Genomic DNA, 14,067 nt, shown 5'->3' with positions numbered 1-14,067 from the left:
ACGTCCCCAAGTGCCGAGCCGCAGCTATAGCAGCCCAAAGTGCTTTGCGGCGTTGTAAATTCCGTCGTCGTCCACGGCGGTCGTCACGTAGCTCGCCGCAGCCTTTACCGTGTCTTGCGCGTTGCCCATGGCCACGCTCGTACCCACGGAGGCAAACATCGACAGGTCGTTCTCGCCGTCGCCAAAGGCGATCGCCTCGCTCGCGTCGATACCCAGGCGCTCAAGCGTCGCCGCTACGCCCAGGTCCTTGCCGCCGTCTGCCGGAATAATATCGCAGAACAGGTCGCACCAGCGCGTGGTGAGCGAATGCGACACGGCATCGGTCACGATATGCTCGTCGGCCGGATCCACAAAGGCGCAGAACTGGTAAACCGGCGCATCGAAGGCGTGCTCAAACGGCTCCTCGTGATAGACAATTCCCGCGTTGTTACCGGCCGTCACCACGCGCTCGGACAGGCGGTTCACAAACGAGTTCTCGCCCTGCATGCACAGTGAGTCATAGCGCCCCTGCGCCACCTGGTCCACAATCACCGCAACGTCGTCCGGATCAATCGGGCAGCTGCGGTAAACGCCCTCGGCATCAAAACAGTGCTGGCCCGAAAGCGTAATATACGCATCCCAACCAAGATCGAACAGCCAATCGGGCATCTGGTAGGTCGGACGGCCCGTGGCGATCACGCACGCAATCCCCTGCTCGTGAAAGCTGTCGAGCACTTGCTGCGCCGACGCCGGAATCCGGTGCGTCTTAAAGCTCAATAGCGTGCCGTCGATATCGAAAAACGCGGCTTTGATCATCCTCGTCTACTCCTCGCCCTCGAGCTTCTCGCTCGCCTCGAGCCACGCCATCTCCAGCTCGTCCATAGCGGCGTGAGCCTCGTCGATCTTTGCCTGTTGCTCGCCCAGCGCCGTGTAGTTGGTGGGGTCGACCTGAGCCATCGCGGCCTCGGCCTCCTCCACGCGAGCGCGCTGCGTCTCCATCTTGCGCTCGAGCGAGCTCACCTCGCGGCGGAGCTTCTGGCGCTCGGCGTTGGAAAGGCCATTGGGCTGACCGCTCGCCTTGGGTTTTTCGGCCGCAGCTGCCGCGGCACCGGTGTCAAACGTGCCGGTCTTGGCGCTCGGCGCACCCGCGGGCTCGCCCTCGGCGGTGGCATTGCACAGGCGCAGGTACTGGTCGACGCCGCCGGGCATGTGCGTCAGGTGGCCGTCGAGCAGCGCCCACTGCTGATCGGTCACGCGCTCCATCAAAAAGCGGTCATGCGTTACCAGAATCAACGTGCCGGGCCAACCATCGAGCAGGTCCTCGACAATCGCCAGCATGTCGGTATCCAGGTCGTTGCCGGGCTCGTCCAGGATGAGCACATTGGGCTCGTCCAGGATCGTCAGCAGCAGCGACAGGCGACGGCGCTGTCCGCCCGAAAGATCGCCGATACGACTCCAGAGCTGCTGCGCCGTAAAGCCCAGACGCTCGCAGAGCTTCTCGGGCGAGGTCTCCTTGCCATCGATAACGTAGTACTTCTTGTAGTTGCTGAGCACCTCGCGGATCGTGTCGCCCATGTAGGGCTCGAGCTCCTCGAGCTGCTGCGACAGCACGCCAAAGCGCACCGTCTGGCCAATCTTCACGCGGCCGCGCAGGGGCGCAATCTTGCCCTGAATCACATCGAGCAGTGTGGACTTGCCGGCGCCGTTCTCGCCCAAAAGACCATAGCGGTCGCCCGCACCAATGAGCCAGGTCACATCGGTGAGCACTTGCTTGGGCGCGCCGTCGGTATCGGCATAGCCGGCGTCCACGTCGACCACGTCGATAACCTGCTTGCCCAGGCGACTCACCGCCAGGCGCTTGAGCTCCAGCTCGTCGCGCACGGGCGGCACGTCGGCGATCAACTCGCGAGCGGCCTCCACACGAAACTTGGGCTTGGTGGAGCGCGCCTGTGCGCCGCGGCTCAGCCACGCGAGCTCCTTGCGCGCCATGTTGCGACGGCGCTCCTCGGTAACGGCGGCCATGCGGTCGCGCTCTACGCGCTGAAGGATATACGCGGAGTAGCCGCCCTCGAAGGGATCGACCTGGCCGTCGTGGACCTCCCACATGCTGGTGCAGACCTCGTCCAAGAACCAACGGTCGTGCGTGACCACGAGCATGGCGCCCTGGCCGCGCTGCCAGCGGGCCTTTAAGTGGCGCGCGAGCCAGTTGATGGTGCGCATGTCCAGATGGTTGGTGGGCTCGTCGAGCATGAGCACATCGTAGTCGCCGATCAGCAGGCGCGCGAGGTCCACGCGGCGGCGCTGACCGCCCGAAAGCTCGCCCACCGTGCCCTCCCAGGGCACATCGCTAATAAGGCCGGCCAGGATCTGGCGCGTACGCGGGCTCGACGCCCATTCGTACTCGGGCGTGTCGCCGACGACGGCATGATGCACGGTGTCGGTATCGACCAGGTTGTCCTTTTGGCCGAGCAAACCAATCGTCGTGTCGCGTCGATGCGTCACGCGGCCGTCGTCGGGCTCCAGCGTACCGGCGAGCACACTCAGCAGCGTCGACTTGCCGTCGCCGTTTTTACCGACGATGCCAATGCGGTCACCCTCGTCCACGCCGAGCGTCACGCTATCGAAAATATGCTTGGTGGGAAACTCTAGGCTGACAGAATCGCATCCCAAAAGAATCGCCATATGCCCTGCTCCTTCGTAGAAATTCAACGTTGTCCATGATAGCAGCGAGCCCCACCCCAAAACCTACCAAAAAGGGACAGGTTTATTTTGGCAGGTTTTATCTGGGCAAACGTCAGAGCAGTCCAAGGGCACTCCGTGGTAAAACGTTAAACCTGCCAAAATAAACCTGTCCCTTTTTGGTAGGTCGACGGCCGCACACGACACAAAAAGGCGGGCCATCTCCCGCAAGAGATGACCCGCCTCTCCAATCAGTCCCGCGGCAACCATGGCCGCCGCGGGCCTCAAGCATGTCCCGGACTAGGAGAACATGCCGGTGAGGTAATCATTCAGCCGCTTATCCTTGGGCCGTTGGAAAATCTCGTCGGTCTCGTCGTACTCGACCATATCGCCCATGTAGAAAAACGCCGTGCGGTTGGACACGCGCGACGCCTGCTCCATGTTGTGCGTCACGATGACGATGGCGCGATCGGCAACAATCGATGACATCAGGTCCTCGATTGCCAGCGTCGAGATGGGGTCGAGCGCCGAGCAGGGCTCGTCAAACAGAATCACATCGGGATTGAGCGCCAGCGTGCGCGCAATGCACAGGCGTTGCTGCTGGCCGCCCGAAAGCGCGTAGGCGCTCTTGTCGAGCTTGTCCTTGACCTCGTCCCACAGCGCCGCGCCGCGCAGGCTTTCCTCGACCATGCGATCGAGCTCGTCGCGGTCGGTAATGCCGTGGCGTTTGGGCGCAAACGTGATGTTGTCGCGAATGGACTTGCGAAAGGGGTTGGGCTGCTGGAACACCATGCCAATGGAGCGACGCAGCTCGTAGGTGTTCTCGGTCTTGGTGTTCACGTTGCGCCCGCGATAGCTAATCTCGCCCTCCACGCGGCAGCCGCGAATCTCGCGATTCATAAGGTTGAGGCTGCGCAAAAAGGTCGACTTACCGCAGCCCGAAGGCCCGATGAGCGCCGTGATCTCGCCCTTGTGAAAGTCGAGCGACGTATCGTGCAACGCATGGTGGTCGCCATAGTAAACGTTGACGTCCTTGGTGGAAAGCACGACCTCGTCGCTCACGGCTTTGCCGCTTACGCGCACGCGCTTCTCGCTCTCCCCCACGCTCGACAGAAAGTCCTGGGTCTCGGACGCGGCCGCTTCGGTTGCGGGCGATGCATTTATCTCGCTCATTCGGCCGTCATCCTCCTTGCCAGTTGCTTGCCCACGATACGGGCGACTACGTTAAACAGCAGCACGCAGATCATCAGCAGTGCCGCGGTGCCCCAAACAATCTGCTGGGCCTCGGGGCTGCCCTCGCCGTAGATCTTATAGATGTGCACGGCGAGCGACTCACCGGGGCGGAACACGTTCCAGGCGCAAGTGGGACTCGACAGGTTAAAGCTCAAGAAGTTCAGACGCACCGGCGAGCTCATGCCCGAGGTAAAGAGCAGCGCCGCGGCCTCGCCAAACACGCGGCCGGCCGAAAGCACGATACCGGTCACGATGGCGGGCATGGCCTCGGGGATCAGGATGTGCAGCGTGGCTTCCCAACGGGTGAGGCCCATGGCCAGGCACGCATCGCGCTGGGCTTGCGGCACGTCCTCGAGCGCCTGCTGGATCACGCGCACCAGGATGGGAATGTTGAACATGGTGAGCGCGACGGCGCCGGAGATGATGGAGTACTTCCAGCCCAGCTGCACCGAGAAGACCAGAAAGCCGAACATGCCGACGACGATGGAAGGCAGCGAGGACAGCGTCTCGATGGCGGTGGAGGCGATGTCACGGATGGGGCCGTCCGGCGCGTACTCAACCAGGAAAACCGCGCCGCCCAAGCTGATGGGCACCGAGATACCTAGGGTGATCAACAGCAGATAGAACGAGTCGAACAGCTGGTAGAGCACGCCGCCCTGGGTTCCGTTGGCGCGCGCGGGCTGCGTGAGAAAGCCCGGCTGGAACAGCGTCGAGATGCCCTCGAACAGAATATAGGCCACCATGGAGACGACGATGAGCATGACGATGGCGACGATTGCCGTCAGCACGCCCGTGGCGATGCGGTCCTGCTTTTGGACGCGCCCGAGTCTCGCCTCGTCGATATGAATGCGCGTGCTAGCCACGAGCCTTCGCCCCCTTGCGGCCGATAAGGTGGATGATCAGGATAAAGATGAGGCTCATGCCCATCAGCAGCAGACCGAGCGCCCACAGGACGTCGTCTTGGGCCGAGCCCTCGGCATAGACCGCCATAGACGTGGTGAGCGTGGTGGTGATGGTGGACGCCGGCGACAGCAGCGACGTCGGCATGGCCTCGATACCGCCGATAACCATGCGCACGGCGAGCGTCTCGCCAAAGGCGCGGGTCATGCCAAGGATGACCGCGGTCATGAGCGACGGCATGGCGGATTTGAGTACCACGTGCCAGATGGTCTGCCAGCGGGTGTAGCCCAGCGCGAGCGAACCCTGACGGTAGCTATCGGGCACGGCACGCAGGCCATCGACCGAAAGGGTGGTCATCGTCGGCAAGATCATGACGGCCAGCACAATGGCGCCGGGCAAGATGCCCAGGCCCGTGCTCACGTGGAAAACGCTCTTCATAAGACCGACGACCACGTGAAAGCCGACCAGACCAAAGACGACCGAGGGAATGCCGGTCAAAAGCTCAATAAGCGGCTGAAACACCTTGGAGCCAAACTTAGGGCTAATCTCGACCGCAAAGATAGCAGAGCCGATGGCGATGGGCAGCGCGATAAGCGTGGAGAGCACCATGACCGCAAACGAGGTGACGATCAGGGGCAGGGCGCCGGTATAGGGCAGGCCGTTTTTGGCCGTGTTGGCCAGGTCCCACTTGGTGCCGGTAAAGAACTCGACGACCGAAACGCCGTCCTTGAGAAAAGCCGAGAGGCCCTTTTGGGCGACCATAAAGATGAGCGCGGCAACGACAAGCGTCACGAGCGCTACGCACGCGCCCGTGACGCCCAGGCCCACGTTCTCAAGGTCGCGCTTTGGCAGCTGTTTTGCCATTGCAAACCTTTCCGGGGCGATTACTTATTTAGCGGAGACCTTGCCGCTGGCGTCCTTGACGACCTTCATGGCAGAGACAGGGATAAAGCCCTGTTCCTCGACGAGTTTGCCCTGGACGTCTTCGGAAAGCATGAACTCCAGGAAGGCCTTGGTGGCATCGTCGGCGTCCTTTGCGCAGTACATGTGCTCGGTCGCCCAGATCTTAAAGGAGTCGTCAGTGACGTTTGCGCTCTTGGGCTCCACGCCCTCAACCTTGATGGCGTTGAACTTGGAGTCGTCGAAGTGCGAGAAGTCGAGGTAGGAGATGGCGTTGTCGGTGCTGGCCATCTGAGTCTGGACGTCGCCGGACTTGTCGAGCTCGGCGTCGCCCTTAAAGTCGACGGCCTCGTCACCAAAGACGGCGGCCTCGAAGGTGGCGCGGGTGCCGGAGCCGGCCTTGCGGTTGAGAACGACGATGGTGGCGTCGTCGCCGCCGACCTCCTTCCAGTTGGTGATCTGGCCGGAGAAGATGCCCTTGAGCTGCTCGAGGGACAAGTCGTCGACCTTCACGTTCTTGGAGACGACGGGACCCATGCCCACGACGGCGACCTCGTGGTCGACGAGGTTCTTGACCTGGTCGGCCTCGAGCTTGGTCTCGGCGAAGACATCGGAATTACCGATGGTGACGGTACCGGCGGCAACGGCGGTCAGGCCCTTGCCCGAACCGTTGCCCGAGCCAGAGACGGAGACGTCCGGGTTGGCGTCCATGAACTTCTCGGCAGCGGCCTCGACGAGAGCCTGGAACGAGGAGGCGCCGTCGTAGGTCACCTCGCCGGAGACGGACTCGGCAGCGGCGCTGCCCTTGTCGGCGGCGTTGGAAGCGCCTGCGCCGCCGCAGCCAACGAGGCCGAGGCCCACGAAGCTGGCAAGACCACCAGCGAGGCCGAGGAACTGACGACGAGAATAAGCCTGATCGAGCATAATCTTCCTTTCATACATGCGACTCGCGGGCACCCTGCCCGCTTTGCTGTTTGGAAAGATACGGCCTCGATCGGGCGGTGCCCGCGCCAACTGCGGATTCTTACGGGCATTTGATAGACCCTTACCGCGAGCGCGACTCGGCTTTACAAACGAATAACAAACCCGCCCCCAAGCATGGCCCGCCTTTTACACCAATAAAAACAAAGTTGCGGTGAAATAGTTCCTGCTTGGCCATCAAATGGCCCATTCTAGGAACTATTCCATCGCAACTTAGATTAGGAAACCGCGTAACCTTAAAGCTCTAATTCATTCAAACGGAGGATCGCAACAATATAGATCTTGAGCGCCTGCTTGAGCTGTTCCTCGTTGGCGCACTCGTTGGGGCCGTGCATCTGGCCGCCCCATGCGGGCAGCTCCAGGCCGGTTTCCTCGGGGCCAAACGACACGGCGCGGGCAAAGTTGCGCGCGTACGTGCCGCCGCCCATGGCAAAGGGCTCGGCATGCTTGCCCGTAAACTCGTTATAGGTATCAATAAGCGCCTTCACGGCCGGATCGTCGGCGGACACCGAGAACGGCACCTTTGCACGACCCACACGGCACGTCACGCCAAAGCGGCCCACGAGCGGCTCGAGCTGCTCGCAGATGGTATCGGCGCTCGTGCTGTCGGGGAAACGTACGTCGATGACCTGCTCAATATGGCCATCCATCACACGGATAACACCGGGGTTGCACGTGAGCGGGCCAAACGCCGGGCTCGTCGCGTCGATACCCAGGCCGCGGCCATAGGCATCCGCATGTACAAAGGTCAGAAACTTGACAAACTCGTGCTCGGCGGGCGTCAGCAGGCGCTCGTCGCGTGCACCAAACGCGTCCTCGGCCTCGCGCAGATACGCCACGATGAGGCCGACGGCATTGATCGTTCCCTCGGGCATCGAAGCGTGACCGCCAATACCGTGGGCGAAAATCTGCGCATGCCCGTTATCGAGCGCCGTGATCTCCAGGCGGTCGGCGTTCTCAACGGGCGCCGGCAGCTCATCGGCGGCAATCGCGAGCTCACAGATAGACTGCGACGGAATGGCGTTGCTCGCCTCGGCACCGCTCCACGATACGATGCGCCCGCCGTCGATCTTGGAGCTCACAAACGTCGCCCCAAACTGCCCCTTCTCGGCATTGCAGACCGGGAACTCGGCATCGGGCGTAAACAAAAAGTCGGGGTCTGCGTGGTTCTCCAGATAATGGTGAACGTCGGACATGCCCACTTCCTCATCGCAGCCCAGCAGCGCGCGGAAGGTATAGCGCGGCACAATGCCGTGCTTGATCAGGTAGGCACCGGCGTAGAGCGACAACACGGCCGGGCCCTTGTCGTCGATCACGCCACGACCGAGCAGCCAGCCCTCGCGGCGCTCCATCGCAAACGGATCGGTGTTCCAACCGGGACCGGCGGGCACCACATCCACATGGCAGATGGTCGCAAGCTGCTTATCGCCGCGGCCGGGAATGTCGGCGATGCCCACATAGCCCTCGTCGTCGCTCGTCTGGTAGCCGAGCTTTTGCGCAATGCCGAGCGCACAATCGAGCGCATCACGGACCGGGCGGCCAAACGGCGCACCGGGCTCCGCATGGGCAGCAACGGCCACGGACGGATAGCTCACCAGCTGCTCGATATCGGCAACGACATCTTCCCAGATCTCGTCGACATACTCGGTAACGCTCTGTTCCACCTGATTCATGGACGACCTCCTTACCAATGAGCGACGGTCACACCCGCCCCTCGCATAACGTCATTAGATGGCAAAAAGTTTAGCAAGCTCGGCCACCGAGTGCACCACTGCATCGGCACCCGCCGCCTCGTGCTCGCCCGGCACCGCCGCGCCCGAGTAGATGCCAATGCACGGCACGCCCCTTGCGTGCGCGCCCTCCACATCGTTAAAGCGATCGCCGATCATCACGGCATCGTCCGCCGTCGCGCCGAGCGCCGCCAGGGCATCGCGAACCGAATCGGCCTTGGTCTCGCGCCCCTGCGGCGGATTCATACCGACCACCGCCTCAAACTGCGAAAGCCCCAGATCGCCCACCATGTCGATGCACTTTGCCTCCATGCGCGACGTCGCTACGGCCAAGTGATGCCCCTGGGCGGCCAGGCCATCGAGCAGTTCGGGAATTCCATCGAACACGGGGTACTCTTCCGGTCCCAGCTCATCAAAAAAGGCACGGTACTCGTCGGCCACCACAAGCGACTCCTCGCGCGAGAAGCCGTAAAAGTCGTGGAAGCTCTTCCACAACGGAGGCCCGATCATGCGGCGCAGGTCACCCATCTGCGCCTCAGAAAACCCGCGCGCAGCCAGCGTTTTACGCGTCGAGGTCATCACCGCCCGGCCCGTATCGGCCACCGTGCCGTCAAAATCAAACAGCACGACCGACCGCTTGCATATCTCCAGAGCCTCCATCGACATCCCTCTTCCCCCAGTTGACGATTTCCACACCGACACTTCAAACTGTTGACTATTCAACAATTGAACCTAGTAATGTGGAACGACTCTACTATACTTTCGCACTTTGCTCTCAGAAGGCGGCGCGCAAGCGCCCCAACGAAAGGTGCAATTATGTCTTTTGCCATCATAACCGACTCCACGTCGGACATCCCCCCGCCCGCGCCCAAGAGCTCGGCATTTACGTGATTCCGCTTCATGTGATTATCGAAGGCGAAGAGCCGCTCGACCAGGTGCAGGCCAGCTCACGCAGATGCTCAATATTCGCCTGACCGTTTCGCCGGAGTGGAAATCGGGCGAGATCAAGGCGATCAAAAAGGGTCGTGGCGCCAAGTGCATCGTCGCCAATCAATCCCTATTCCACCGCAACTTGAAAGCAGTTCATTTGGGACGGGGCCAAAAAGACTGATATCAAACGTTTCAGACCAGTCTTTTTAGCCCCGTCCCATTTTACCTACCCTACATCAGCCCGCTCAGGGCGATGTCGACGGCCTCGTTGAGGTCATCGGTGATGTGGACGAGGTCTGGATCGAGTGGGCTGATCATGCCGGCATCCATCACCGGGCCGTTGAGCCAGTCAAACAGGCCCTGCCAGTATTCGCTGCCCACCAAAACAAGCGGCATGCGCTTGACCTTGTGCGTCTGCACCAGCGTGAGCACCTCAAACATCTCGTCGAGCGTACCAAAACCACCGGGAAACACGATGGCGCCCGAGCTGTATTTGACAAACATGGTCTTGCGCACAAAGAAGTAACGGAAGTCCATGCCGAGGTTCACGTATTTGTTGAGCCCATGCTCGTGCGGAAGCTCAATACCCAAGCCGACCGACTTGCCGTTGGCGCTCGCCGCTCCCCTGTTGGCCGCCTCCATAATGCCAGGACCACCGCCGGTGATAACCGCCACGCCGCGCTGCGCGATCTTGCGGCCGACCGTGCGCGCCGCCTTGTAGAGCGGATCGGTCTTGGGCGTGCGGGCACTGCCGAAGATGGTCACCGCGGGCCCGAGCTCGGCAAGCGCGCCGAAGCCATCGACAAACTCGGCCTGAATGCGCAGCACACGCCACGGGTCGGCGTGCAACCAGTCAGTCGAGTCCTCGGGCGCCAGCAGGTTGGCGTAGGTGTTGTCCTTAGGAATCATAGGGCCGCGCATAACCACGGGGCCGCGTCGGTACGTCTCGTCGTAGGCCGGCTCGCCCTCGACGTTCTCATTCTTAATCATGGGATACTCCTATCGAAAATAGAAACGGGCGGGGTCGACGCCATGCGTCAAACACCCGCCCGAACATCAACCATTCGGTATGGTACCCACGATGCATCAAGCGCTTGCAAGGCATCGGTCAGAGGTCGTGCAACCGATGCCGACGCATGCGATGCCCGGCGCCGGCTACGCACGGTCGATTGGCACGTAGCCTCGGCACCGCGCGAGCGCCCCCGCAAGCGCACCCGCAGCTCTTAGTAATCCACTGCCGCGGGGCTGTTCATCCAGTCGCTCACGAACGCACCGTAGTGGCCCTCGATAATGGCCTGGCGGGCACGCTGCATAAGGTTGAGCAGGTAGTAGATGTTGTGCATCGAAAGCAAAATGCCGCCGAGCATCTCCTTCTGCGTGACCATGTGGCGAATGAGCGCACGGCTGTAGCCGCCCGTGCACACCGGGCAGGTACAGGTGGGATCGATGGGGCCGTCGTCGTGCGCAAAGCGGGCGTTGCGGAAGTTAAGGCGACCCTCGCTCGAGAACGCCGTCCCCATGCGGCCGGTGCGCGTCGGCAGCACGCAGTCGAACATGTCGATGCCCACGCCTACACCACGCACGAGCGTCGTCGGGTTGCCGACGCCCATCAGGTAGCGCGGCTTATGTTTGGGCATGTACTCGCTCGCGAGCGGTGCGAGCGTCTCAAACATGGTCTCGTGGTCCTCGCCCACCGAGTAGCCGCCAATGCCGTAACCGGGGAAGTCACCGCACTCCTCCAGATGGCGCAGCGAACGCAGGCGCAGGTCCAGATGCATGCCACCCTGAACGATGCCAAAGAGCGCCTGGTCGTCGCGGGTATGAGCTTTATAGCAGCGCTCGGCCCACATGCTCGACAGCTCAACGGCGCGCTCAACGTAGGCGCGCGTGGCGGGATAGCCCGGGCACTGGTCGAGCTGCATGCAGATGTCGGAGCCGAGCTTCATGGCGATTTCCATGTTGTCCTCGGGCGTCCAGAACACGTGGCGGCCGTCGTAGTCGTTGACGATAAAGCGCACGCCCTCGTCGGTGAGCTTGACGGCGTCGTTGTGGCTAAACACCTGGAAACCGCCGGAATCAGTGAGGATGGGGCCATGCCAGTTCATAAACTTGTGCAGGCCACCCAACTCGGCGATGGTGTCCTCGCCGGGGCGCATGGACAGGTGATAGGTATTGGCGAGCACGATCTGGGCGCCGAGCTGCTTGACGGTCTCGGTAGGGATGCCCTTGACGTTTGCCTTGGTGCCCACGGGCATAAAGATCGGCGTCTCGATGTCGCCGTGCGGAGTGTGCAGCACGCCGGCACGCGCATGCGTCGTCGGATCCTCGGCGATCAGGTCGAATTTAAATAGGCTCTGGTCCATAAACTGGAACTCCTTGGTTGCGGTTCATACGCAAACCATTATAAAGACCGCGGCAGGCGAACGGCATAACGTCTTTCGGAGAAGGGAATGTCAAGCGCAAACTGAATAGAGCGGCCGAATTTTTGCTATCCAAGCGAGCCATCGAACACGTTTTGAAACTTTGCTGCGGCGCGCGGGATGCCGGCGCGAGACTTTATCATAGGGTGACAATCAACGATGAGGAGCACATGCCTATGACAGACGAGCTGGACCCCCAGACTCAGCAGCATATTGATGATTCCGCAGACGTCGCCGACGACTGCAGCACTCCTACCTGCGTCGCCGCTTCCGTCGATGCATCCGCCGATGATGCGCACGCCGGTGCGGATAAGGCAACAGACACAGGCGATACTGTCGAGCATGACGAAGGCGAGCAACCGGAGTCGAACGACGCCGAGCCCGACGCGGACCCCGCGCCACAGGCGGCAGGACCCATCGAGGTATCTTCGGAAGAAGAGCTCGATGCCGTCATGGACTCCATGATGGATGCCGTCAAAGCGATGAAAGACGCCGTGGCCGACGCCGATGTGGACGTCGAAGAAGAGAAGGCCGCCGAGGCCGCATCGACCTTCGTGCCTGGCGAGACCCCCGTTGCCGACCAAGGCAGCACCGTACCTTCGTTCTTACAGCTCGAGCACCCTACAATTGGCGCAGATGCAGTTGACCCGCACACTGCCGGATTTTCCGTGATCGAGGGTGGCACCGGCAATATCGCCACGTCGCAGGCGCCCGATGCGGGTACGGCCGACGCCGGTCACCCGACCGCTCCACACGCCCCTGCAGCCAGCCGCGATCTGGGAACCGCCGTCTCAAATACAGCAAACGCCGTAGGCACTTTTATCGCCCAGGGCGCCTCTGCCATGCGCGAGATGAACGCCGCAAAGAAGGCGCTCGCGGACGCTCGTGCCCACCTGGCCGAACTTGATCAGCGCATCGCCGATCAAGGCGAGGAGCTCGAGACGCGCCAGGATATCGCAGGCCGCTACGACCAAATCGTCGCCGAGCAGCGCCACGCTATCGACACGGCACAAAAGGCCGCCGCGGCGGCAGAAATCGGCCGCGATACCCATGCCGCCAAGACAACAGAGCTCAAAGCGCAGCTCGAACAAATAAAAGAAGAGGACGACGCCACCGAGCGGCGTCTCAAAGCCGCACTCGATGCCGTCGAAGCGCGCGAAGCCAGCTCGCGCGAGACCGGTAACCGCCTCGTACGACGTCTCGAGGATTCCAAGCGCATCCGCGACAAGGTGAAGGCCGAGCGCGACGCCGGCGTTGCCGCAGCGCAGCAAACCGTCGACGCCACGCGTGCTCAACTCGAAACGTTGCGCCGTGAGTATGCCGAGCTGCAGCGCAATCCCTCGGCAAATCCCGCCAACTATACGGTGCGCACCAGCGAGCTTTCGATGCAGATCTCCGACACGGCTGATGCCCTGCGTAAAGCCGAGGAAGATGTCCCGCGCATCACCGCCGATCTTGAGCACTCGCTCGCAGCTGCCGAGCACGCCGTCGAGCAGGCGCAAGCCCCCATCGCCGACGCGAAGCGCGCCCATCAGGCCGTGACGGCCGAGGCCGATGCCGCGCGCGACGAGCTGCAGACCGCAAAGGCGGCCGCTGCAACGCGCCAGCGCGAATTACGCGAGAAGATCGTCACCGAGGACAAAGCGCGTCAAGAGCAAGAGCAGGCTATCGCCAATGCCCAGGCGGACGTCGCGCATGCGCAGTCGATCATCGAGCAGGCGACCGAGGTGCACAACCATCCCGAGATCACCGAATCGCTCGCGGGCTCCCTGGCTCGCGATAAGGCCGAGCGCGCCGAAACCGAGCGCGAAGTGGCTCAGCTCGAAGCCGCCGAGAACGACGTGCGCGAGCGCACCCGTGACTCACGCGTCAAATTCACCGGCGCAATCGTCTGCATTGTCACCGTAATCCTCGTGATCGTCCTGATCTGGCTGTTCGCGAGCAAGTAAACCAGCTGCCAAACAACACTCACCGCAACGTTTTGATTGGTGCAAAGGGGCCAGGCTACTTTGCACCAACTTGGTGCATATAAAGCAGTCCCCATTGCACCAACAACGTTTGCCCAGATAAAACCTGCCAAAATAAACCTGTCCCTTTTTGGCAGGTTGAACCACGGCAACGCCAATGTTTTGGCGAAGTCAGCGAAAACCCGCCAGAACGGCAATCTCTTGACAACCAAAGAAATGCCGATGTTTTGCCAGCGACAGACACTATGACCCAATCCGAGGGCACTAAAAAGATAGGAGCCCCCGCTCGTGACCGCGGGTCGGGGCTGCGACAATGATGTTGAAGTGCCATAGGCGCAGCCGCGCCGC

Annotated in this window: 11 protein-coding genes; 1 reads left to right on the top strand and 10 read right to left on the bottom strand. The window is 61.8% G+C overall.

Annotated elements, in window-relative coordinates:
• Nucleotides 1-24 precede the first annotated feature (24 nt).
• From ACTNBB_RS01430 to tgt, 10 genes are all read right to left on the bottom strand, one after another.
• On the bottom strand, nucleotides 25-795 hold the full coding sequence (locus tag ACTNBB_RS01430; RefSeq protein ID WP_441056288.1) for a Cof-type HAD-IIB family hydrolase: 771 nt from the start codon (nucleotides 793-795) through the stop codon (nucleotides 25-27).
• A 6-nt stretch (nucleotides 796-801) separates the two neighbouring features.
• Complete coding sequence (locus ACTNBB_RS01425) at nucleotides 802-2,661, bottom strand: ABC-F family ATP-binding cassette domain-containing protein (protein WP_441056289.1); 1,860 nt, start codon at nucleotides 2,659-2,661, stop codon at nucleotides 802-804.
• A 297-nt stretch (nucleotides 2,662-2,958) separates the two neighbouring features.
• Entirely contained in the window at nucleotides 2,959-3,831 is an 873-nt protein-coding gene (gene pstB / locus ACTNBB_RS01420) for a phosphate ABC transporter ATP-binding protein PstB (protein WP_441056290.1), read from the bottom strand.
• Nucleotides 3,828-4,754 carry a phosphate ABC transporter permease PstA gene (gene pstA / locus ACTNBB_RS01415; protein WP_427719564.1) on the bottom strand — a complete coding sequence of 309 codons (927 nt, stop codon included), beginning with the start codon at nucleotides 4,752-4,754 and terminating at the stop codon, nucleotides 3,828-3,830. Before pstA ends, pstB begins: the two co-directional genes overlap by 4 nt.
• On the bottom strand, nucleotides 4,747-5,655 hold the full coding sequence (gene pstC / locus ACTNBB_RS01410) for a phosphate ABC transporter permease subunit PstC (protein ID WP_427795762.1): 909 nt from the start codon (nucleotides 5,653-5,655) through the stop codon (nucleotides 4,747-4,749). Before pstC ends, pstA begins: the two co-directional genes overlap by 8 nt.
• Before the next feature lie 24 nt (nucleotides 5,656-5,679).
• Nucleotides 5,680-6,615, bottom strand: a complete 936-nt coding sequence (locus ACTNBB_RS01405) for a phosphate ABC transporter substrate-binding protein (protein ID WP_441014856.1) — start codon at nucleotides 6,613-6,615, stop codon at nucleotides 5,680-5,682.
• Between the two features lie 293 nt (nucleotides 6,616-6,908).
• The gene (locus ACTNBB_RS01400) at nucleotides 6,909-8,345 is read right to left on the bottom strand and encodes a M20 family metallopeptidase (RefSeq protein WP_441041958.1); all 1,437 of its coding nucleotides are present in this window, start codon (nucleotides 8,343-8,345) and stop codon (nucleotides 6,909-6,911) included.
• Between the two features lie 54 nt (nucleotides 8,346-8,399).
• Nucleotides 8,400-9,062 carry an HAD hydrolase-like protein gene (locus tag ACTNBB_RS01395; RefSeq protein WP_441056291.1) on the bottom strand — a complete coding sequence of 221 codons (663 nt, stop codon included), beginning with the start codon at nucleotides 9,060-9,062 and terminating at the stop codon, nucleotides 8,400-8,402.
• A 501-nt stretch (nucleotides 9,063-9,563) separates the two neighbouring features.
• Nucleotides 9,564-10,322 carry a TIGR00730 family Rossman fold protein gene (locus ACTNBB_RS01390; protein WP_427719574.1) on the bottom strand — a complete coding sequence of 253 codons (759 nt, stop codon included), beginning with the start codon at nucleotides 10,320-10,322 and terminating at the stop codon, nucleotides 9,564-9,566.
• A gap of 233 nt (nucleotides 10,323-10,555) precedes the next feature.
• The gene (gene tgt / locus ACTNBB_RS01385; protein WP_441041950.1) at nucleotides 10,556-11,695 is read right to left on the bottom strand and encodes a tRNA guanosine(34) transglycosylase Tgt; all 1,140 of its coding nucleotides are present in this window, start codon (nucleotides 11,693-11,695) and stop codon (nucleotides 10,556-10,558) included.
• 233 nt (nucleotides 11,696-11,928) lie between these two features.
• On the opposite strand from tgt, the gene ACTNBB_RS01380 reads away from it, so the two are divergent.
• Nucleotides 11,929-13,701 carry a hypothetical protein gene (locus tag ACTNBB_RS01380; protein WP_441056293.1) on the top strand — a complete coding sequence of 591 codons (1,773 nt, stop codon included), beginning with the start codon at nucleotides 11,929-11,931 and terminating at the stop codon, nucleotides 13,699-13,701.
• Nucleotides 13,702-14,067 lie beyond the last annotated feature (366 nt).

The organism is Collinsella sp. HCP28S3_B9 (genome assembly GCF_052066095.1).
Classification (GTDB): domain Bacteria; phylum Actinomycetota; class Coriobacteriia; order Coriobacteriales; family Coriobacteriaceae; genus Collinsella.
The sequence above is the reverse complement of the archived record's forward strand: the minus strand, read 5'-3'. Positions and strand labels throughout refer to the sequence as shown.

Coding starts and splice junctions, on each gene's coding strand:
- ACTNBB_RS01400 (WP_441041958.1), bottom strand. CDS start 8,345: ATGAATCAGGTGGAACAGAGCGTTACCGAGTATGTCGACGAGATCTGG.
- ACTNBB_RS01405 (WP_441014856.1), bottom strand. CDS start 6,615: ATGCTCGATCAGGCTTATTCTCGTCGTCAGTTCCTCGGCCTCGCTGGT.
- pstB (WP_441056290.1), bottom strand. CDS start 3,831: ATGAGCGAGATAAATGCATCGCCCGCAACCGAAGCGGCCGCGTCCGAG.
- ACTNBB_RS01425 (WP_441056289.1), bottom strand. CDS start 2,661: ATGGCGATTCTTTTGGGATGCGATTCTGTCAGCCTAGAGTTTCCCACC.
- pstC (WP_427795762.1), bottom strand. CDS start 5,655: ATGGCAAAACAGCTGCCAAAGCGCGACCTTGAGAACGTGGGCCTGGGC.
- ACTNBB_RS01390 (WP_427719574.1), bottom strand. CDS start 10,322: ATGATTAAGAATGAGAACGTCGAGGGCGAGCCGGCCTACGACGAGACG.
- tgt (WP_441041950.1), bottom strand. CDS start 11,695: ATGGACCAGAGCCTATTTAAATTCGACCTGATCGCCGAGGATCCGACG.
- ACTNBB_RS01380 (WP_441056293.1), top strand. CDS start 11,929: ATGACAGACGAGCTGGACCCCCAGACTCAGCAGCATATTGATGATTCC.
- ACTNBB_RS01395 (WP_441056291.1), bottom strand. CDS start 9,062: ATGGAGGCTCTGGAGATATGCAAGCGGTCGGTCGTGCTGTTTGATTTT.
- ACTNBB_RS01430 (WP_441056288.1), bottom strand. CDS start 795: ATGATCAAAGCCGCGTTTTTCGATATCGACGGCACGCTATTGAGCTTT.